The sequence below is a fragment of the Exiguobacterium sp. s16 genome, from assembly GCF_018618115.1.
GTDB classification, from domain to species: Bacteria; Bacillota; Bacilli; order Exiguobacteriales; family Exiguobacteriaceae; genus Exiguobacterium; species Exiguobacterium mexicanum_A.
Map to the genome: position 1 here is coordinate 449,857 of NZ_JACSLM010000002.1, position 20,053 is coordinate 469,909.

General features: G+C 53.1%; 21 protein-coding genes. 16 read left to right on the forward strand and 5 right to left on the reverse strand.

The annotated features are described in order from the left end of the window. The first annotated feature begins 11 nt into the window (after positions 1 to 11). The 7 genes from KNP86_RS05820 to KNP86_RS05850 all read left to right on the forward strand — a co-directional run bounded on the left by KNP86_RS05820 (position 12) and on the right by KNP86_RS05850 (position 7,687). Complete coding sequence (locus KNP86_RS05820) at positions 12 to 1,238, forward strand: competence/damage-inducible protein A (protein ID WP_214753195.1); 1,227 nt, start codon at positions 12 to 14, stop codon at positions 1,236 to 1,238. A 76-nt stretch (positions 1,239 to 1,314) separates the two neighbouring features. Continuing rightward, on the forward strand, positions 1,315 to 2,364 hold the full coding sequence (recA, locus tag KNP86_RS05825) for a recombinase RecA (protein WP_021067612.1): 1,050 nt from the start codon (positions 1,315 to 1,317) through the stop codon (positions 2,362 to 2,364). A gap of 187 nt (positions 2,365 to 2,551) precedes the next feature. Further along, the gene (gene rny / locus KNP86_RS05830; protein ID WP_029595337.1) at positions 2,552 to 4,114 is read left to right on the forward strand and encodes a ribonuclease Y; all 1,563 of its coding nucleotides are present in this window, start codon (positions 2,552 to 2,554) and stop codon (positions 4,112 to 4,114) included. 48 nt (positions 4,115 to 4,162) lie between these two features. Further along, positions 4,163 to 4,957 (forward strand): TIGR00282 family metallophosphoesterase, encoded by a 795-nt coding sequence (locus tag KNP86_RS05835; RefSeq protein WP_034777819.1) that lies wholly within the window; start codon positions 4,163 to 4,165, stop codon positions 4,955 to 4,957. 26 nt (positions 4,958 to 4,983) lie between these two features. After that, entirely contained in the window at positions 4,984 to 5,244 is a 261-nt protein-coding gene (locus KNP86_RS05840; protein WP_012726477.1) for a stage V sporulation protein S, read from the forward strand. Positions 5,245 to 5,413: 169 nt separating this feature from the next. Next, positions 5,414 to 6,490 (forward strand): L-threonine 3-dehydrogenase, encoded by a 1,077-nt coding sequence (gene tdh / locus KNP86_RS05845; RefSeq protein ID WP_138859327.1) that lies wholly within the window; start codon positions 5,414 to 5,416, stop codon positions 6,488 to 6,490. Positions 6,491 to 6,505: 15 nt separating this feature from the next. Next, complete coding sequence (locus KNP86_RS05850) at positions 6,506 to 7,687, forward strand: glycine C-acetyltransferase (protein ID WP_214707601.1); 1,182 nt, start codon at positions 6,506 to 6,508, stop codon at positions 7,685 to 7,687. Positions 7,688 to 8,075: 388 nt separating this feature from the next. On the opposite strand, the gene KNP86_RS05855 is transcribed toward KNP86_RS05850, so the two are convergent. Both KNP86_RS05855 and KNP86_RS05860 read right to left on the reverse strand, forming a co-directional pair. Next, positions 8,076 to 8,624, reverse strand: a complete 549-nt coding sequence (locus tag KNP86_RS05855) for a DUF4256 domain-containing protein (protein WP_138859329.1) — start codon at positions 8,622 to 8,624, stop codon at positions 8,076 to 8,078. Between the two features lie 103 nt (positions 8,625 to 8,727). Beyond that, positions 8,728 to 9,885 carry an MFS transporter gene (locus KNP86_RS05860; RefSeq protein ID WP_138859330.1) on the reverse strand — a complete coding sequence of 386 codons (1,158 nt, stop codon included), beginning with the start codon at positions 9,883 to 9,885 and terminating at the stop codon, positions 8,728 to 8,730. 145 nt (positions 9,886 to 10,030) lie between these two features. Between KNP86_RS05860 and KNP86_RS05865 the strand changes: the two genes are divergently transcribed. After that, positions 10,031 to 10,579, forward strand: coding sequence for a GNAT family N-acetyltransferase (locus KNP86_RS05865; RefSeq protein WP_138859331.1), 549 nt, complete (start codon positions 10,031 to 10,033; stop codon positions 10,577 to 10,579). 19 nt (positions 10,580 to 10,598) lie between these two features. Here KNP86_RS05865 and KNP86_RS05870 read toward each other — a convergent pair whose 3' ends face one another. After that, on the reverse strand, positions 10,599 to 11,609 hold the full coding sequence (locus KNP86_RS05870) for a site-specific integrase (RefSeq protein WP_214753197.1): 1,011 nt from the start codon (positions 11,607 to 11,609) through the stop codon (positions 10,599 to 10,601). A 102-nt stretch (positions 11,610 to 11,711) separates the two neighbouring features. Between KNP86_RS05870 and hflX the strand changes: the two genes are divergently transcribed. The 5 genes from hflX (at position 11,712) to KNP86_RS05895 (ending at position 17,404) form a co-directional block, all read left to right on the forward strand. Next, a complete protein-coding gene (gene hflX, locus KNP86_RS05875; RefSeq protein WP_214753199.1) occupies positions 11,712 to 12,956 on the forward strand; it encodes a GTPase HflX in 1,245 nt (414 codons plus the stop codon). Between the two features lie 7 nt (positions 12,957 to 12,963). After that, a complete protein-coding gene (locus KNP86_RS05880) occupies positions 12,964 to 14,259 on the forward strand; it encodes a methionine gamma-lyase family protein (RefSeq protein ID WP_138860295.1) in 1,296 nt (431 codons plus the stop codon). 93 nt (positions 14,260 to 14,352) lie between these two features. Next, positions 14,353 to 14,751 (forward strand): MerR family transcriptional regulator, encoded by a 399-nt coding sequence (locus tag KNP86_RS05885; RefSeq protein WP_021067593.1) that lies wholly within the window; start codon positions 14,353 to 14,355, stop codon positions 14,749 to 14,751. 46 nt (positions 14,752 to 14,797) lie between these two features. Beyond that, positions 14,798 to 16,138 (forward strand): type I glutamate--ammonia ligase, encoded by a 1,341-nt coding sequence (gene glnA / locus KNP86_RS05890; protein ID WP_034777799.1) that lies wholly within the window; start codon positions 14,798 to 14,800, stop codon positions 16,136 to 16,138. Positions 16,139 to 16,303: 165 nt separating this feature from the next. After that, positions 16,304 to 17,404: a DNA alkylation repair protein gene (locus tag KNP86_RS05895; RefSeq protein ID WP_214753201.1), complete on the forward strand. Its 1,101-nt coding sequence runs from the start codon at positions 16,304 to 16,306 to the stop codon at positions 17,402 to 17,404. Between the two features lie 87 nt (positions 17,405 to 17,491). On the opposite strand, the gene KNP86_RS05900 is transcribed toward KNP86_RS05895, so the two are convergent. Both KNP86_RS05900 and lexA read right to left on the reverse strand, forming a co-directional pair. Then, entirely contained in the window at positions 17,492 to 17,932 is a 441-nt protein-coding gene (locus KNP86_RS05900; RefSeq protein WP_214753203.1) for a metal-binding protein, read from the reverse strand. Next, a complete protein-coding gene (gene lexA / locus KNP86_RS05905) occupies positions 17,932 to 18,552 on the reverse strand; it encodes a transcriptional repressor LexA (protein WP_021067589.1) in 621 nt (206 codons plus the stop codon). The genes KNP86_RS05900 and lexA overlap by 1 nt, the downstream gene beginning before the upstream one ends. A gap of 205 nt (positions 18,553 to 18,757) precedes the next feature. On the opposite strand from lexA, the gene KNP86_RS05910 reads away from it, so the two are divergent. The 3 genes from KNP86_RS05910 (at position 18,758) to KNP86_RS05920 (ending at position 20,005) form a co-directional block, all read left to right on the forward strand. Next, a complete protein-coding gene (locus KNP86_RS05910) occupies positions 18,758 to 18,994 on the forward strand; it encodes a hypothetical protein (protein ID WP_034777792.1) in 237 nt (78 codons plus the stop codon). Between the two features lie 72 nt (positions 18,995 to 19,066). Next, on the forward strand, positions 19,067 to 19,711 hold the full coding sequence (locus KNP86_RS05915; RefSeq protein WP_034777790.1) for a YneB family resolvase-like protein: 645 nt from the start codon (positions 19,067 to 19,069) through the stop codon (positions 19,709 to 19,711). 60 nt (positions 19,712 to 19,771) lie between these two features. Next, complete coding sequence (locus KNP86_RS05920; protein ID WP_034777788.1) at positions 19,772 to 20,005, forward strand: DUF896 domain-containing protein; 234 nt, start codon at positions 19,772 to 19,774, stop codon at positions 20,003 to 20,005. Positions 20,006 to 20,053 lie beyond the last annotated feature (48 nt).

Below are 20,053 nucleotides of genomic sequence, written 5' to 3' on the forward strand. Positions count from 1 at the left end.
GAGGAATTCGGATGAAACGGACCGAAATCATTGCGGTAGGCTCTGAACTGCTCTTAGGGGAAATTACCAACACGAACGCCCGTTACTTGTCAGAACAGCTGTCGAAATACGGACTGTCCGTCCTGTATCATGTAGTCGTCGGGGATAACCGGGAGCGCCTGAAAGCAACGCTCGAAGAAGCGAAAGCCCGGAGCGAACTCGTTATCGTCACTGGCGGACTTGGCCCGACGGCCGATGATATCACGAAGACGATGCTTGCCGACGTGCTCGACCGTCCACTCGTCCGCGACGAGGCCTCGCTCGAGACGATTCGTCGTTTTGTCGCCTCGCGCGGACGGACGATGAATGAAGGAGACGCTCGTCAGGCCGACGTCTTATCCGGGTCCGAAGTACTTGACAACCCGGTCGGTCTTGCGCCCGGCATGTGGATTGAAGGGGAGACGACATGGCTCTTACTGCCTGGCGTACCGTGGGAAATGAAAGCGATTGTCGAGTCTACGTTCCCGAACAAGTTCACGGGTGCGACGATTCATTCCGAGTCGCTTCGGTTTTATGAAATCGGCGAGTCCGCGTTAGATGAGGCGGTCGTCGATTTAACGACCAGTGCCAATCCGACGGTCGCCCCATATGCCGAGTCGGGCGAGTCACGGCTTCGAATCAGTGCTCGGGCCGAAACGGAATCCGAGGCGCGGCAAATGGTCGACCGGGTCAAACGGGACATTTTAAATCGGGTCGGCCGGTATTACTTTGGTTCCGATGAGGAGACGCTCGCTACCCATTTGATTCGAGAGTTGCAAGCGCGCAATGCCACACTGTCGATTGCCGAGTCGCTCACCGGCGGTCAGGCCCAAGCAATGCTCACGGCCGTGCCGGGGGCATCCTCGGTGTTCAAAGGTGGAGTCGTCACGTATTCGGACGAGCTAAAAAATAGGTTTTTAGGGGTGTCCCTTGATACAATTGAGTCACACTCGGTCGTCTCAACAGAAGTCGCCTTTGAAATGATCCTCGGTTTGATTCGTCAGACCGAGACGGATTATGGACTGGCGTTCACTGGAGAAGCCGGACCCATGTCAAGTTCGGGTCAACCGGTCGGCAAAGTATTTATCGGTATCCGGTCACCGGCCGGGATTGACGTGATTGAACGCAACTATCCACATCAAGAGCGGCACGTCATTCAAGCCCGAGCGACAAAAGACGGAATATGGGCGCTCCTTCAACAAATGAAAAAAGGCGAATAAACGTTCGCAAAAAACTTGTGTATCGTTCTCGGTTCGCTTATAATGAAAGTATCAATCAAAGGAGGCTCATTAATCTATGAGTGATCGTAAACAAGCGTTAGAAATGGCATTACGCCAAATTGAGAAACAATTCGGTAAAGGCTCAATCATGCGCCTTGGTGAAAATACAGATCAGCAAGTTTCCGTTACCCCATCAGGCTCAATCGCCCTTGACATCGCTCTCGGTGCCGGTGGCTACCCACGTGGTCGTGTCATCGAAGTGTACGGACCTGAATCGTCAGGTAAGACGACGGTGGCGCTTCATGCCATCGCTGAAGTTCAAAAGCGCGGCGGGCAAGCAGCCTTCGTCGACGCCGAGCACGCGCTCGACCCGAAATACGCCCAAAACCTTGGCGTCAACATCGATGAGTTGCTCTTGTCTCAACCGGATACAGGGGAACAAGCCCTTGAGATCGCGGAAGCCCTCGTCCGCTCTGGTGCGGTCGATATCCTCGTCGTCGACTCGGTTGCGGCACTCGTTCCGAAAGCCGAGATTGAAGGGGAGATGGGAGACTCACACGTCGGTCTTCAAGCCCGCCTCATGAGCCAAGCGCTCCGTAAATTGTCAGGTGCGACGAACAAATCGAAGACGATCGTCATCTTCATCAACCAAATCCGTGAGAAAATCGGAATCATGTTCGGTAACCCGGAAACGACACCTGGTGGTCGTGCCCTCAAGTTCTACTCGTCGGTCCGTCTCGAAGTCCGTCGTGCTGAAACGCTCAAACAAGGCCAAGACATGGTCGGGAACCGGACGAAAATCAAAGTCGTCAAAAACAAGATTGCGCCTCCGTTCAAGACGGCGGAAGTCGATATCATGTACGGCGAAGGCATCTCGCGTGAAGGCGAGCTCATCGACATCGGGGCCGACCTCGATATCGTTCAAAAGAGCGGCGCGTGGTACTCGTACAACGAAGAGCGTCTCGGTCAAGGCCGTGAGAACGCGAAGCAGTATATGAAAGAGAACCCGTCGGTGGCCGCATCGGTCGAAGAACGAATCCGCGACCACTACGGTCTCAACGGTGAAAAGACGGTCACAGTCGAAGCTGACAACGATGACGTCCTCTCGCTTCTAGACGAAGAATAAGCAACGTTTCTCGCCTGACACGGTTCAGGCGAGATTTTTTTAGTATAATTTTTTTGATGAATTGGTAGTTCTATCCTGTCCGTGCATTGCATTCTAACAGGTAAATAAGTACAATAAAGCTATACGCGGGCTCGCTCGCGTTTTCATTCATGAAAAAATAAAATAACCTTGCGAAAGGGAGGTGAACATGATGGAATGGCTATTAGAGCTTATTCTGATCCTCCTTTTGCCGATAGCTTTTGTTGCAGGTTTTTTTGTGCGTAAATCGATCGCCGAAGCGAAGATTCAAGGTGCCGAGACGGAAGCGACCAAGATTGTGGAGCAAGCGCGCCAACAATCGGAAGCGATGCAAAAAGAAGCACGGCTTGAAGTAAAAGAAGAGATGATTCAACTTCGCAATGAAACCGAACAAGAATTGCGCGAACGACGTGAAGAGCAGAAAGTGAAAGAAAATCGTTTCGTCCAAAAGGAAGAGCTTCTCGACCGGAAAGCAGACATGCTTGAACGGAAAGAAGACGCCTTGGATGAACGTGAGGCTGCACTCGCGAAACGGAAGCGTGAAGCGGAAACGCTCGAGAGCAAAGTGGAGGAATTATATGAGGAGGCACGCCAAGAACTAGTACGCGTGGCAGCCTTGTCGAAAGAAGAAGCACGGACCATCATCATGGACGAAGCGAAGCAGGAAGCGCTTCACGATGCTGCTCTCCTTCAAAAAGAAATCGAGCAAAAAGCAAAATTAGAAGCTGATAAAAAAGCGAAACACCTCTTGTCTCTCACGATGCAACGTTACGCGGCCGAACACGTCGCCGAGACGACCGTATCAGTCGTCAACTTGCCGAGTGATGAGATGAAAGGACGCATCATCGGACGTGAAGGACGTAACATCCGCACGCTCGAGACGCTCACCGGCATCGACCTCATCATCGATGACACGCCGGAAGCGGTCATCCTGTCTGGATTCGACCCGGTCCGTCGTGAAATCGCCAAGATGACGCTCGAGAAACTCGTTCAAGACGGTCGGATTCACCCGGCCCGCATCGAAGAGATGGTCGAGAAGTCGCGTCGAGAAGTCGATGAGCGCATCCGTGAATACGGAGAAGAAGCGACATTCTCAGCCGGCATCCACGGTGTCCACCCGGACCTCGTCAAGACGCTCGGTCGAATGCGTTACCGGACGAGTTACGGTCAAAACGTGCTCGCTCACTCGGTCGAAGTGGCCCATCTCGCCGGCATGATGGCCGCCGAGCTCGGGGAAGACGTCACGCTCGCCAAACGAGCGGGTCTCCTCCACGATATCGGGAAAGCCATCGACCATGAAGTCGAAGGCAGCCACGTCGAGATCGGTGTCGAGCTCGCCACGAAGTACAAAGAGCATCCGGTCGTCATCAACTCGATCGCCTCGCACCACGGGGACGTCGAAGCGACCTCGACGATCGCGGTTCTCGTCGCAGCGGCTGACGCCTTGTCAGCGGCGCGTCCAGGAGCCCGTCAAGAGACGCTCGAAAGCTATATCCGACGCCTTGAGCGCCTCGAAGCGATTTGTGAGTCGTTCGAAGGAGTCGAGAAATCATATGCCATCCAAGCGGGACGTGAAGTCCGGATCATCGTCCGCCCAGACGTCGTCGACGACGTCGTGGCGAACAAGATGGCCCGCGACATCTGTAAACGGATCGAAGATGAGCTTGATTATCCAGGCCAAATCAAAGTGACGGTCATTCGCGAAACGCGTGCCGTCGATTATGCGAAGTAACAAGAGCGGAGACATTCTCCGCTTTTTCTATTGGAGGAGGACAAAACTATGAAAATTTTATTTATCGGCGACGTGGTCGGAAAACCGGGTCGCGACATCCTGAGTGCCCAAATCGGACGCTTGAAGAGCAAGTATAGCCCGACGTTCATGCTCGTCAACGGTGAAAACGCAGCCAACGGACGCGGTATCACAAAAAAAATCTACCAACAGTTCCTTGAGCTTGGGTTCCATGGCGTGACGATGGGGAATCATACTTGGGACAACCGTGACATCTTCGACTGGATCGATGATGCCGACCGTATCGTCCGTCCGGCCAACTATCCGGAAGGCACACCTGGTGTCGGCATGATGGTGTTGAAACAAGGTGGGAAGAAGCTCGCCGTCATCAATGCGATGGGGACGGTGTTCCTGCCATCGCTCGACTGTCCGTTCCGCACGGTCGATGCCCTCGTCGAAGAAATCCGTGGTGAGGTCGATGCCATCTTCGTCGATATGCACGCTGAAGCGACGAGTGAGAAGATTGCGATGGGCTATCATCTCGATGGACGCGTTCAAGCCGTCGTCGGGACCCATACGCACGTCCAGACCGCTGACAACCGCGTATTGAACAACGGCACGGCATACATCACCGACGTCGGGATGACGGGACCGCTCGATGGGGTGCTCGGCATGGATGCCGAGGTCGTCTTGAGAAAATTCATGACACAACTCCCGGTCCGGTTTGAAGTTGCCGAGGGACGGGAACAACTTAATGGAGTTTTAATCACTATCGATGACCAATCGAAACGAGCCACAAAAATCGAACGCATACACCTAGATGATCAGACCGTTTGGTTTGATTGAACAACCTACCCGAGGGGGAAACAAGAATGGACGTACTCAAAGTTTCGGCAAAATCGAATCCTAACTCCGTGGCGGGTGCACTCGCTGGCGTACTTCGTGAAAAAGGAACGTGTGAGATTCAAGCAATCGGCGCCGGGGCGCTCAATCAATCCATTAAAGCGGTCGCGATCGCGCGTGGTTTCGTCGCGCCGAGCGGATTGGATTTGATTTGCATCCCTGCGTTCACCGATATTATGATTGACGGAGAAGAACGAACGGCAATCAAGCTCATCATCGAACCACGATGAGCTTGCGGTCGGGACATAGGTCCTATTCTTGTAAGAGAAGCCATCGGCGCGGATGGCTTCTCTTTTTTGTCTGAAAATATGACGTTCTATCTTCTCAGGTTCGTCATTTTATGACAAGATGAAAGGGAACGTGAAGTTCGATCAAGAGATGAAGAGGGGGACGTTTTCAATGGAACAGCTCGTGTCTATGACAGAGAAGGAAGCAACGACACCTGTGATGAAAGCGATTCAAAAACATACGGCCGGATTCGGGGCGAAGTTGGTCGAAGTGCCAATCCCGACACCAGGAGCCGGGCAAGTGTTGATCAAAGTGAAGGCGACATCGATTTGCGGGACCGATGTCCACATCTATGAGTGGGACGACTGGGCGAAGAGCCGAGTCAAACCGCCATACGTGTTCGGTCACGAGTTCGCGGGGGAAGTCGTGGCGCTCGGGGAAGGTACGAAACGCATCCAAATCGGACAGACCGTATCGGCCGAGACGCATATCGTTTGTCATCAATGCAAACAATGTTTGCGCGGGCAATATCACATCTGTAAGAACACGAAAATCATCGGTGTCGACACGCAAGGCTGTTTCGCCGAGTACGTCGTCATGCCGGAAGAGAACTTGTGGGTCAATCCCGAGTCGATGCCGTCGAAGCTCGCCTCGATTCAAGAACCGCTCGGTAACGCTGTCCATACGGTGCTCGCCAGTGACGTGTCGGCCAAGTCGGTCGCCATCGTCGGTTGTGGACCGATCGGGCTCATGGCCGTCGGTGTCGCCAAAGCAGCGGGCGCGAGCCGGGTCTATGCAATCGATGTCAACCCGTATCGGTTGAAGCTCGCCGAAGACATGGGGGCGGACGTCGTCATCAATAGCCTTGAGCAAAATCCGCTCGAGCTGATCATGGATCAGACGGAGGGGGACGGCATCGATGTCGTCTGTGAGATGAGCGGGCATCCGGTCGCCATCGACCAGGCGTTCAAGATGGTCACGGCCGGCGGCGATGTCAACGTGTTGTCACTCCCGGCAAAACCGGTCGCGATCGACCTGACGCGTGACGTCGTCTTTAAAGGGGTACGTGTCCAAGGCATCACCGGACGCAAGATGTATGAGACGTGGGGCCAAGTGTCGACGCTTCTCGCGACGGGTCAGCTGAACGTCGAACCGATTATCACGCACGTGTTCAAGCTCGAGGAGTTCGAGCAAGGTTTCGAGCTCATGCGGGCCGGGAAATGTGGAAAGGTCGTCTTATTACCATAAACAGGGGGAATCAATATGGCATTTGAACATATTACAGAAGCAGTCAATGAAATGAAACAAGCGGGCACGTTCCGTTCGCTCGTGCCGCTCGAATCAGCACAAGGGAACGAGGTCACGATCGGTGGCAAGTCGCTCGTCCAGCTATCGTCGAACAACTATCTCGGTCTCGCCAACCATCCGCGCTTGAAGCAAGCGGCAATCGAAGCGGTCGAACAGTTCGGTGCCGGCACTGGGTCGGTGCGGACGATCGCCGGGACGTTCGAGATGCATGAGGCGTTCGAACGCGAGCTCGCCGAGTTCAAGCATACGGAAGCGGCGCTCGTGTTCCAGTCGGGCTTCGCGACGAACCTCGGCGTCTTGTCGGCGCTACTCGGCCCAGAGGACGTCGTCATCAGCGACGCGCTCAACCACGCCTCGATCATCGACGGCATCCGGTTGACGAAAGCGGCCCGCCGCATCTATAAACACGTCGATCTCGAGGACTTAGAAGCGGCCTTGAAAGAGACGCAAGATTACCGGACACGTCTCATCGTCACGGACGGCGTCTTCTCGATGGACGGCAATATCGCGCCGCTCCCGGAAATCGTCGAGCTCGCCGAGAAGTATGACGCGGCGGTCATGGTCGACGACGCCCACGCTTCGGGCGTGCTCGGGAAGAATGGTCGCGGTACGGTCAACCACTTCGGTCTCGACGGACGGGTCGCGCTCCAAGTCGGGACGCTATCAAAAGCGATCGGCGTCCTCGGCGGGTACGTCGCCTGCTCGAACGACGTGCGCGACTTCTTGATTCAAAAAGGACGTCCGTTCTTGTTCTCGACGTCACACCCGCCAGCGGTCGTTGCGGCGAACCGTGAAGCGATTCGTGTCATGAAGGAAGAAGAGGAACTGTTCGATAAGTTATGGGCGAACACCGAGTTCTTTAAGACAGGACTTCGCGATCTCGGCTTCGATATCGGGCATGCGACGACACCGATCACGCCGGTCATGCTCGGTGAAGAGACACTCGCACACACGTTCTCGGACAAGCTGAAAGACCACGGCGTGTTCGCACAGAGCATCGCCTTCCCGACGGTCGAGAAAGGCAAGGCCCGGATTCGGACGATCGTGACGGCGGAACATACCCGTGACGACCTCGAACGTGCGCTCGCTGCCTTCAAGGCGGTCGCAGAAGAATTGAACGTCACGCTCCACGCGTAAGGTTGAACTGCAGACGAACCGTCTGCAGTTTTTTTTGGTGGGGTGATGTGGACGTGAGATAAACCATCATGCCCATCCGTTCATTCATTTGAAATTTTTGGTAGGCATATAGGAGGTAGGCTTTAAAATTTGAACAGTTAAGACATGATGAATGGTTATCGTTTATTTCAAACACCGTATTTTGATCAAAAAATCTTAAGAAAGATATTCGGAGTAGGCTAACCTTCTTTTGATTGTCTGAACATATTTTTTTCTTGGCTGGGGTCCGTGTGCATCTGGGGAACAAATATTGTTTCAAGATTTAGAGGAGCCAACGCTGATGGGTGATATAGTTCCCAGTCATTTTCTTTTGGCTATCCACATCAAAAAGCAAGGCCCGTGGCCCTGCTCAAAGAATCAACATCCCGCGGAATCCACGGGCCGCATAATACGAATCGGCACCATTATGATAGAGGAAGATATGGTCGTAGCGGCGGTCGCAGAATAAGGCGCCGCCTTTTTGACGAATCGTTTCTGGAGTGACAATCCAGCTCGATGTTTTCAAATCGAACGAACCGAGCGTCTGTAGATGACGATACGTTGCTTCGTCGAGTAGCTCGATTCCCATCTCCTCAGCCAATGCGACGGCGCTCCCATCCGGTTTGTTCTTCTTCCGTGCCGCCAACGCCGAAGCGTCATAGCATAGGCTGCGTCGACCACTCGGACTTTCTGGAGAGCAGTCGCAAAAAGCTAAGGCGCCATTCGGAAGTCGAATCACATCAGGTTCGCCGCCGGTTCGTTCCATCTCGGCAAGCACGACGAGTTTCTGGTCGTCCTCTTGAAGGCGAGTCAAGACGTCGGGCCAAGTGAGATCAGGATGTCGTTCGGGATGGGCGTTAAATCGTACATGTAGAGTTTGCAATATCTCGTCCTTTTCCTGGTTTGATAACGTGTTCATATTTAGATTCCTCCTAACTAGTATTTTCTTTTAGTATACGTGATGCGGAATGAATCTGTTGTAACCAAAGGAATTGTAAATCATATAAGGGGGCGCCTTTTTGTTATGAAGATTGGACCACATCTCCCATCTGGTCGATTTGTCGACCGACCCAGACGAGCGGAACGGTCAACGCTGCGCCAATCAAATAGACGATGGCAATCGGCAATCCGTCCGCGAGTAGTCCGAACGTCAGGCTGCCGATGCTGAAGGCGAGGGTGTAGGCCGTCTGTTGGACGCTATACACGTACGGAAGTTGCGAGGCAGGTGTCATTTCTTGGAGCACCGTGTTCGTCTGGATGATGCGGAGCTGGGTGGCGTATCCTTGAACCGCGAGCGCGATGAGCGCGAACGCGATATGAGATGTCATGCCGAACAATAGGGCCGCTAAGACAGACAAGATGGAGCTGACGGCGAGCGAGCTGTTGCGCTTTGCGCGATACAGGTAAGCGCTGGCCAGAATCATGCTAATCAAGAAGCTCGCGTTCATCGTTCCCCACCAGCCCGTATCGATGTGGAGGTGGCGTTCCAAATAGACGAGCAAGAGCGCCGAGATCCAGAGTGTGCTGACGAACGACTCGAACGTGACGAACACCGTGATTAACCTGGCGAAAGGAGCAGTGCGCACGAAGGCGAGGCTGTCCTTAAGCGATATGTCTGATTCGCCATCTTCTACCGTCACGTCGCGGTCGAGTGAACGGACGAAGCGAAGCGTGACGAGCGTCGAGAGCATGAACAACATCAACGCGATCATCAGAGCGAGCTCGCTTGAGAAGGAAGCGACGACCATCGTGCCGAGAGGCCACATCGCCAGCTGAATGAACTGGTTCGACCCTTGGACGAGACTGTTCGCTTGTTGGCGATTCGTCGTCAGCCTGGGGATGAACGACGCCTGGACCGGACGGGCGAACCCATCCAAGAAGGCGATGAGCACGACGAGGCCGAGGACGAGAATCGACTCCGACCAAATGACGGCCCCGAGCAAGACTGTCTTCAACAGTTGTGTGACGAGCAACATCTGACCGAAGGTGAACCGAGATAAGATGCGGGCAAAGAACAGACCGCTCACGGTCATGCCGAGCGTGACGGCAATCGGGAAACTGGCCGCAGCCAGGGCGGAACCGGTCTGTTGATATAACAAAGCGATTAAGGCGACGATATAAAGCACGTCACCAATATTGGCCAGCCATTGACTGACCAGCATCAGGTAAAACGACTTCATCATGACTCTCCTCCGGAACTATTCAATTTTGGGTGGATGACATGAGGTCGAATTACATACTTTCACCGCTTTCAAATTATTTACAAATAGTTTACGATGAAATGATGAAGAACACAATAATTGGTAACTTAACGGGGGAAATGACATGTTACGCTATGACATCAATGATCAGCTTCAACTACGAATGTTCACCATTGACGACGCGGAGGCGTTGTTCCAATTGACGATGGCATCGAAGCCATACCTTCGCGAGTGGCTCGGGTGGCTCGATTACACCGAGACGGTCGAAGATTCGCGGCAAAACATCGAAGGACGAATCAAAGGATTGATGGAGACGGGCGGCTATCCGAAATCGTTCGCGATTGTGTATCAGGACGAGCTCGCCGGGACGATCGGCTTCAATGACATCGACCGGGGCATCAAATGCGGGACGGTCGGCTATTGGCTCGGCCAAGACTTTCAAGGCAAGGGCATCATGAGTCAAGCGCTCGAGACGGTCATCGATTATGGGTTCCGTGATTTGAAACTCGATAAAATCGAGATTCGGGTCGCAACTGGGAACGTGAAGAGCCGGGCGCTGCCCGAGCGATTCGGTTTCCTCGAAGAAGGGGTGCTTCGCAATGCGGAGTGGCTCTATGACCGCTACGTCGACCACGTCGTGTACGGGCTGTTGCGAGATGAATGGGCCCATTAACATACAAAACCCCGTCCTGTTACAAGGCGGGGTTTTCGTTTGGGATTTGTTCGCCGTAGAGTTCGCTACCGAACTCCGCGTACGCCTGTTCGTAGCGCCGGAGTGATGACTCTTTATGCATACATGTCACATTCATCCGCTCGAGTGACGTCATGTCGGTCGCGTACGTCTTCAAGACGTGGGCGTTCCGGAGCATCGATGGTGTGACCGAGCGGGTGAGACCGCTCCGTTCGTTCAATTGGCGCATCATCTTCGTGATCATGACGATCGTCAACTGTTTCGGCTGGTTCTTCGCATACACCCAGCGGAATGTCATTCGGGCGAAGTCGAACGAGACGAAGACGGGGTCGTCCGAGTACCAGCGCGGACGGACGGGCGTCGGGATGTCGGCCAAGTAGTTCATGAGGAGCGTTTGGTCTTCTTGACTGAGTTTCAACGTGAACCGGTTGCCGAGCCGGTCATAGACGTCGAACTCATGGCTCGCGAGATGCAGGTCGTTCATCCGGAGACGAATGATATGGTGGACCCGGAGACCGTATTTATAGAACAGCGTGACAATCAACTCGTTTCGGTTGACGAGATATGGGTGCGCCTGGAGCTGATTCTCGCTCAGACCGCTTGTTGAGCGGATCGTCCGGACGAGCTTGTTGAACTCGGCAGGCAAGGCGATCTGGTCGACGGTGAGCGTGTGGGCCGGTTGCGCATACGTCAGCATCTTCTTACGGAGCGGGTTCAAGAAGACGGTCAGGCTATTGATGACGGTGACAATCCGGGCGACCGTCGCCTGTTGATATTGCTTCTCCTCGATGAGGAAGTCGTTGACGAACGTCTTCCACGATTCGAGCGGGACGGCGAGCCACGCCTCCGGGGCATCGAGCTCGACGTTATGGTCATGAAAGTATTTGTGCACATCGATCAAATCGTACCGATAGCGTTTCAGCGTCGACGGTTGACGGCCGCTCGCGCCGAGATGGAACAAGTACGCCTCGATATATTCAGGCAATGGATACTCTTTTCTACGTTTCGTCATGGACGTTCCTCCTTCTCCTCATATCGTACCACAAACGGACGTTCTCCATTCGTCGTTTCGTGGTAAGATGGAGGATGAGACTTATAGGAATGAGGGATTTTTATGCAACGAGAGAAAGTCATTATCGTCGGGTGTCAATTACCGACCGTCGACGATTGGACATATGAACAATCGATGGGGGAACTCGTCGAATTGGTCGATACGGCACGAGGTGAGGTCGTCGCCCGTCTCGATCAGAAACGGCAACAAGTCGACCGCCGCACATTCATCGGGAAAGGGAAGGTCGAGGAGCTCGCGGTGCTCATCGAACAGTTCGAGCCGGACATCGTCATCTTCAACGCCGAGCTGTCGCCGGCCCAATCGAAGAATATCCGCATCTCGCTGAACGACCCGGACGAGATGAAACTGATTGACCGGACGCAATTGATTTTAGACATCTTTGCCGGACGGGCCCAATCGAAAGAAGGGAAGCTCCAAGTCGAGCTCGCTCAGATGAACTACCTGCTCCCACGTTTGATCGGACAAGGCACGCAGTTGTCACGTCTCGGTGGCGGAATCGGGACTCGGGGACCGGGTGAGACGAAACTCGAGTCCGACCGTCGTCACATCAAGCGCCGCATCGATGAAATCAAGAAAAATCTCGAAGGCACGGTCGCGCACCGTGACCGTTACCGGGAGCGTCGGAAAGAAAACCGTGTGTTCCAAGTCGCGCTCGTCGGTTACACGAACGCCGGGAAGTCGACAATCTTTAACCGCTTGACGGATGCGGATACGTACGAACAGGACGAACTGTTCGCGACGCTCGACCCGCTCACGCGCGAGCTCGAGTTGCCGCGGGGCGGTAGAGTGTTGATCACGGACACGGTCGGATTCATCCGGGACTTGCCGACGAAACTCGTCGCCGCGTTCCGCTCGACGCTCGAGGAAGTGCTCGGGGCCGACCTCGTCTTGCACGTCATCGACGCATCGAATCCGCATTACATGAACCAAATCGACACGACGAATTCGGTCTTGTCGGAACTCGGGGCGAGTGAGGTACCGCAGCTCGAGGTATACAATAAGAAAGACCGGTTGACCGAAGACTTCGTCGGCGGACCGCTCGTCATCTCGGCGCTCGATTCGACCGATATCGAGACGCTCATCGGCGCGATTGAAGATAAGATTGCGGATGTGTTGACGAAAGTACACGTCGTCTTGCCGGTCCGCTCGTTCGAGCATTACCATCCGGCCAAAGATTCGATGTATCGTCTCGAGGAGAAGTTCCTCGATGACGGTTCGGTCGAACTCGTCGGATATATGAGAGAAGACACGCGTCTATATGCGACGCTGAAACCATTTGAGGTGTGAAACAATGATGTGGCAAGAAAAGATTGCGTACTATGATGAATTGGCCCCGTTCGTGACCGAGGCGGAAGAACGGGTAAAACCATATTTTGAAACGATCGAGGCGACGGCGGAGTTCAACCAATACCGTGTCCTCGAGTCGTTCAAGAAACACAAAGTGTCGGATTTCCATTTCAATCCGACGACCGGGTACGGCTATGACGATATCGGGCGCGACACGCTCGAGTCGATCTACGCCGACGTGTTCGGGGCGGACCTCGCCCTATGCCGTCCGCAAATCATCTCCGGGACACACGCCATCGGGATTGCCTTGTTCGGTGTGTTGTTGCCAGGAGATGAGCTGCTCTATATCACCGGCAAGCCGTACGATACGCTCGAAGAGATCGTCGGGATTCGGGGAGACGGCCGTGGGTCGCTCAAAGAGCTCGGTGTCGGCTACGACACTGTCGAGCTGAAAGAGGACCGAATCGACGTCGAGACCGTCATCGGACGGATTCGTCCTGAGACAAAGCTCGTCGGCATCCAGCGCTCGAAAGGTTACGCCAATCGTCGCAGCATCCCGGTCCAAGAAATCGGTGAGGCGATCAGGAAGATCAAAGCGGCACATCCGCACGTCTTCATCTTCGTCGACAACTGCTACGGCGAGTTCGTCGAGACGATCGAACCGACCCACGTCGGGGCCGATCTCATGGCCGGCTCGCTCATCAAGAACCCGGGTGGCGGCTTGGCGAAGACGGGCGGCTATATCGCCGGGACGAAAGAACTCGTCGAACGCTGTTCGTTCCGCATGACGACGCCAGGCATCGGGAGCGAGGCCGGTCCGTCACTCTACTCGCTCCAAGAGATGTACCAAGGGTTTTACATGGCGCCACATACGGTCGCCCAAGCGTTGAAAGGGGCACACTTGACGGCGAGCCTGCTCGGATTGCTCGGTTTCGAGACCGACCCGCATTATACGACGCCCCGGACCGATTTGATTCAATCGGTGACGTTCCGCGACCGTGACAAGATGATCGCCTTCTGTCAGAGCATCCAAATGGCGTCACCGGTCAATGCCCACGCGTTGCCGGTACCAGCCTATATGCCGGGCTATGAGGATGACGTCATCATGGCGGCCGGGACGTTCATTCAAGGATCATCGATTGAACTGTCGGCCGATGGACCGCTCCGGGCTCCATACACGGCATACGTCCAAGGCGGATTGACTTACGCCCACGTCAAGGTCGCGCTCATGCTCGCCTTGAGCCAATTGCGGACGAAAGAGCTCGTCACATTTGACCGTGACAATATCTCACAGAAGTTGTAACCGAAATGTCATGTTAACTTTCTTAACATCTATTGACAGGTAAGTTGTCATGTATTATTCTCACAGTGTGAGACAGAAAAGGAGGGGTAAGAGATGGCCGATCAATTTCGTCGCTCCAACCCGTTGTTTCCGATTGGAATCGTTCAAGATTTGACACAGCTGACAGGTAGACAGATTCGGTACTATGAAGAACAGGGTCTAATTTCGCCTAGTCGGACGGAATCGAAACGACGGCTCTATTCCTTTAATGATGTCGAACGTCTACTCACGATCAAGGATTTTATCGACCAAGGCTTCAACTTGGCGGCGATTCGTCATATGCTCGACAACACGGACGCCAAAGATGCGGAATCACCAAAGGCACCGGTCGATGAAGCACCGAAGATCTCTGAACAAGAGTTACACAAATTATTGAAAACACAGCTTCAAGAAGCTGGCCGTTTCAATAAGACGTCGCTCATTCAAGGTGAGCTGTCACGTTTTTATCGATGACGCCAGTACACTAACCATTACACAATGTGAGAGGGGACATTTCACCATGGCCAGAAAAACGTTCACGAAAGAAGACATCAAACGCATCGCACAAGAAGAGGACGTACGCTTTATTCGTCTTCAATTCACGGATATCCTCGGTACGATCAAAAACGTCGAGGTACCGATCAGCCAATTGGACAAAGCACTTGATAACAAGATGATGTTCGATGGCTCTTCAATCGAAGGGTTCGTACGCATCGAGGAATCAGACATGAACCTCTATCCAGACCTTGACACATGGGTTGTCTTCCCGTGGACAGACGGCAGCGGTAAAGTCGCTCGCTTGATTTGTGATATTTATACGCCGGACGGCAAACCGTTCAGCGGTGACCCGCGCGGCAATTTGAAGCGTAACCTCGAGCGCATGCAGAAGCTCGGCTTCACAGCGTTCAACGTCGGACCAGAGCCTGAGTTCTTTCTCTTCAAGAAAGACTTGAACGGCCAACCGACACTCGAACTCAACGACCAAGGCGGTTACTTCGACTTGGCACCGGTCGACCTCGGCGAGAACTGCCGTAAAGAGATCGTCATCGAGCTCGAAAACATGGGCTTCGAAATCGAAGCATCACACCACGAAGTCGCACCAGGTCAGCACGAGATCGACTTCAAATACGCAGATGCGGTCACGACGGCCGATAACATCCAAACGTTCAAACTCGTCGTCAAGACGATCGCAGCGAAATACGGTCTTCACGCGACGTTTATGCCGAAGCCACTCTTCGGTGTCAACGGTTCAGGGATGCACGCCAACATGTCGCTCTTCAAAGGGGACACGAACGTCTTCTACGATCCAAACGGCGAAATGGAACTCTCTGACACGGCTCGCGCCTTCACGGCAGGGATTCTCGAGCACGCTCGTGCGTTCACGGCTGTCTGTAACCCGACTGTCAACTCGTACAAGCGCCTCGTTCCTGGTTACGAAGCACCTTGCTACGTAGCATGGAGCGCGCGCAACCGTTCACCACTCGTTCGTGTACCAGCGGCCCGTGGCCTCTCGACACGTATCGAAGTACGTTCGGTCGACCCGGCGGCGAACCCGTACCTCGCTTTGGCCACGCTTTTGGCTGCAGGTCTTGATGGAATCGAGAAAGAAATGGCGGCTCCGAAGCCGATCGATAGCAACATCTACGTCATGGACAAGCCAGAACGTGTTGCTAACGGGATTGACGACCTTCCGGCTACGCTCTTCGACGCGCTCGAAGTACTCCGTACCGACAAAGTCGTCATGGAATCACTCGGTGAACATATCGGTGAGCACTTCCTCGAGTTGAAAGAAATCGAGTGGGATATGTTCCGTACGCAAGTGACAGAGTGGGAACGCGATCAGTACATGACGCTCTACTAAGTCGACTAATAAGGGATATTCCCTTTAAAATCAGAGTCCTGAACGAGTCTTCGTATGAAGTGCTCATTCAGGACTCTTTTTCTATAATTCGCTTCAACTAATCAATATAATGAGGGAGAATGTATATCACTATAAATGTAATGGAATGGGATAGGGGGACGAGAAGTGGCAACACCATTAAAAGACGTGTATGATGAGACCTTTTTGTTGGAATTTGGACGACGTATTCAAACCGTGTATCCGTCATTTGACGTACAGGCTTTTATCGCATCAATCATAGATGAATCGTGGGAAGCGTTGGCACTCAAAGGGCGTACTCGACGTATTTCGATAAAACTCGGTCAGTATTTGCCACAGGATTACGAATCAGCTTTGGACGTATTGGTTGAAATTGCAGATGACTGCGTCGGCTTTCCTTATTTGTTTTTCCCGGACTTTGTAGCGGTGTATGGACAGGCAGAAGAGCATTGGGAACGCTCGATGTCAGCGCTCGAACGCTTCACACAGAAGTCGTCTTCTGAATTTGCGATCAGGTCTTTTTTATTGCGGGAACCAACGCGTGTGATGCACCAAATGACAGCTTGGGCCATTCATCCGAACGAACATGTTCGGCGTTTGGCGAGTGAGGGTTGTCGTCCTCGCCTTCCGTGGGCGGAATCGTTACCGATGTTCAAAGAAGACCCAGCTCCAGTGTTGGAGATTTTAGAGTTGTTAAAAGACGATCCATCATTATATGTGAGAAAAAGTGTCGCTAACAACCTCAACGATATCTCGAAAGATCACCCAGAAGCTGTACTCGCAGTCTCGCGACGATGGCAGGGCGAGCATCCTCATACCGATTGGATCATTAGACACGGATGCCGGACACTGATCAAGTCAGCCCATCCTGACGCGTTAACGATATTCGGTTATACGCAGGAAACAAATTTAACCGTCGACTCATCGATTTCTATACATCCGAACGTGATCAGCATAGGGGAGGCGTGCGAGATTCAATACGATGTGTCCATTCGTCCAGGGGATGCTGCTTATATTCGTATCGAATACGCGATTGAGTTTATAAAGGCCAACGGGAAAGCGAGTCGTAAAGCATTCCTGCTAGCGAATAGAACCGTCGCTGGGGGGGCGCGACTTGCAGCGACCAGAGTGCACGACTGGTCAGATTTGACGACCCGTCGGCATTATCCAGGGGAGCATCGTGTCGTCTTGTTAGTAAATGGACGAGAAGTGGCTGAACATCATGTCATGTTGCATAAAAGTTATTGAACTTCTATATAATAAACGGTTCAAAAAAGGGCAACCCTGTCTATTTAGACGGGTTGCCCTTTTTGGGTGTGTAGCATAACGATCTGGTTAAAACGCACGTTTGAAGAACGTGGACGCATAGTCGAGCGTCGTATGTAGCGTCGTCGCGAAAACGAGTCCGAAGAAGCATGCTGCCCCGTTCAGATCGAGCCACGATCTGACAACTTCCTCATACGGCGTGACCGTGAGCAGAAGCGTGAGCGGGAAACCGAGATAGATGACCCGGATCAGATCGCTCAAGAGCGGAAAATGCGAGAATAACGACCGATGGGGCATAATCTTCACATAAGGGAGCCAAAAGCCCCGAAGCGGTCCCCATCGATAATAGGCGTCCGACTTCAAATCGAGATCCGGGGAGAGCCAGAACGTCCCGATGAGGGCGCCAAGCAAGAACACGGTCGGAACATCGATGTCAATAAAAGGCGTGGCAATCGCAAGAGCACCGATTGCCACGAGATTCGTACGGGTATGTGTCTTGCCACTAGCCATTAGTGAATCGTGCGGTATACACCGATGACCTTCCCTAAAATCGACACGTTATCGAAATACATCGCTTCGAGCTCGTCGTTCTCCGGCTGGAGGCGAACTTTCGAAGCTTCTTTATAAATCCGCTTCACGGTCGCTTCACCTTCATCCGTCATGGCGACGACAATCTCTCCATTGTCGGCCGTGTTCTGTTGACGGACGAGGACGCGGTCCCCATCCAAGATCCCCGCGTTAATCATCGAGTCTCCTGAGACAGAGAGCATGTAGACGTTGTCGGAACCGACGACGTGAGCCGGGAGCGGGAAGTGTTCTTCCACGTTCTCGATGGCCGTGATCGGCGTACCGGCTGTGACTTTCCCGATGACCGGCACGTACATGACGGCATCGTGGTCTTCGACGACGGACATCTCTTCATCCAAAATCTCGATGGCGCGTGGCTTCGTCTTATCACGTCGAATCAATCCACGCTTCTCAAGACGGTCCAAGTGACCGTGTACAGTCGAGCTCGATGCGAGCCCGACAGCCTCGCCAATTTCGCGGACCGAAGGGGGATACCCTTTCGCCCGAACCTCGGCTTTTATAAAATCAAGAATCTGTTGTTGTCTTGCTGACATTTTTTTCAATGGATTTCACCTCGATTATGTCGAATAACCTGCGAACGCATCCTATTCTTTATGGGTTTAGTTTAACACAAGAACACATGAGCGCACAAACATTCGTTCGTTTTTTTCTGCTTGACCGAACAGAAGTTCTTATTTTATGATGAGAACAGATAAACGAACAGACGTTCTCGAGAACGTGTATTCTTATTCCCAGGAGGCAATGATTATGAGAGACACAATCAATGGAATCATCTTAGTCGGCATGTTGGCATTCGGTATGTTCGTATTTTTCGCGGTCGGAGAGCTTCGTGACAACGAAGCGGTCGTCGTGACCGAACAAAAAGTCGAACACAGTATTGAAGAAGAAGTCGCCTTGACAGAGGCGGAGACGCTCGAAGCGCATATTCTCGCTAAACGGGATGAGAAAAAAGACGACAAGACGACGTGGTTCGCCGCCGAATAATCGTTTCTGATTGCGAACATCCCTTCATCCTGTGTATCGTAGAGGGCGAATGGAAAGAAAGGAAGTGACGCGATGCGAGTCGTCATTTATTGTCGCGTATCGACGAACAAGTCCACCCAAGAGACGTCGCTCAGTCGTCAGGCGGACGAATTGAAGCAGATGGCGAGACGTCTTGATGCTGAGGTTGTCGATGTGATCAGTGAACAAGAGAGCGGGTATGAGGTCAATCGGGCGGGACTGCTCGATCTATTGGAGCACGTCTCGACGTCTGATCTCGATGCCGTGCTCGTGAGCGATGACAGCCGTCTCGGACGGGGAAATGCAAAAATCGCTATCTTGCATACGCTCATGAAACATAACGTGCGCTTGTTGACGATGCAGTCGTCCGATGAATATATCGTCTCCGACGCCGAGAAGATGGTGCTCGAAATCGTCAGTGTCGTCGAAGAGTATCAACGCAAGATCCATAACGCTAAAATTTCACGCGGAATGCGTCGGGCGGTCGCGAACGGATTTAATCCGCATCGGAATATCCAGCACCATGACCAGGGCGGCCGGAGCCGAATCGAAGTTCCGATTGAAGAAATCGTCCAATTGCGTGAACGTGGACTCACGTTCGCTGAAATTGCCGCCACCCTCCGCGGTTTTGGTTATGAGGTATCGAAAGCGACCGTGAACCGGCGCTACTTGGAGCACGTGTCGGTACCAGAAACTTGATTCCTGCTCGCTGATTTTGTACAGTAGAAGGACAAATTCAGTAGAGAGGGGGCGAGCCCGATGCTAGCACCTGAACAGTTGGAGCGAATCAATTTCCTCGCCAACAAAGCAAAGACAGATGGTCTGTCACCACAAGAGATGGACGAGCAGCAAGCGCTGCGCCAACAATATTTGCAAGCGTTCCGCCAATCATTCAAATCACAGATGATGGGAATGAAGGTCGTCGATCCGGAAGGAAACGACGTAACGCCAGAAAAATTAAAAGATGAGCAGGAACGTTACCGCTCAGAATGACCATGAATGCACATCCTATTTCATATAGGATGTGCATGTTTGTTATAC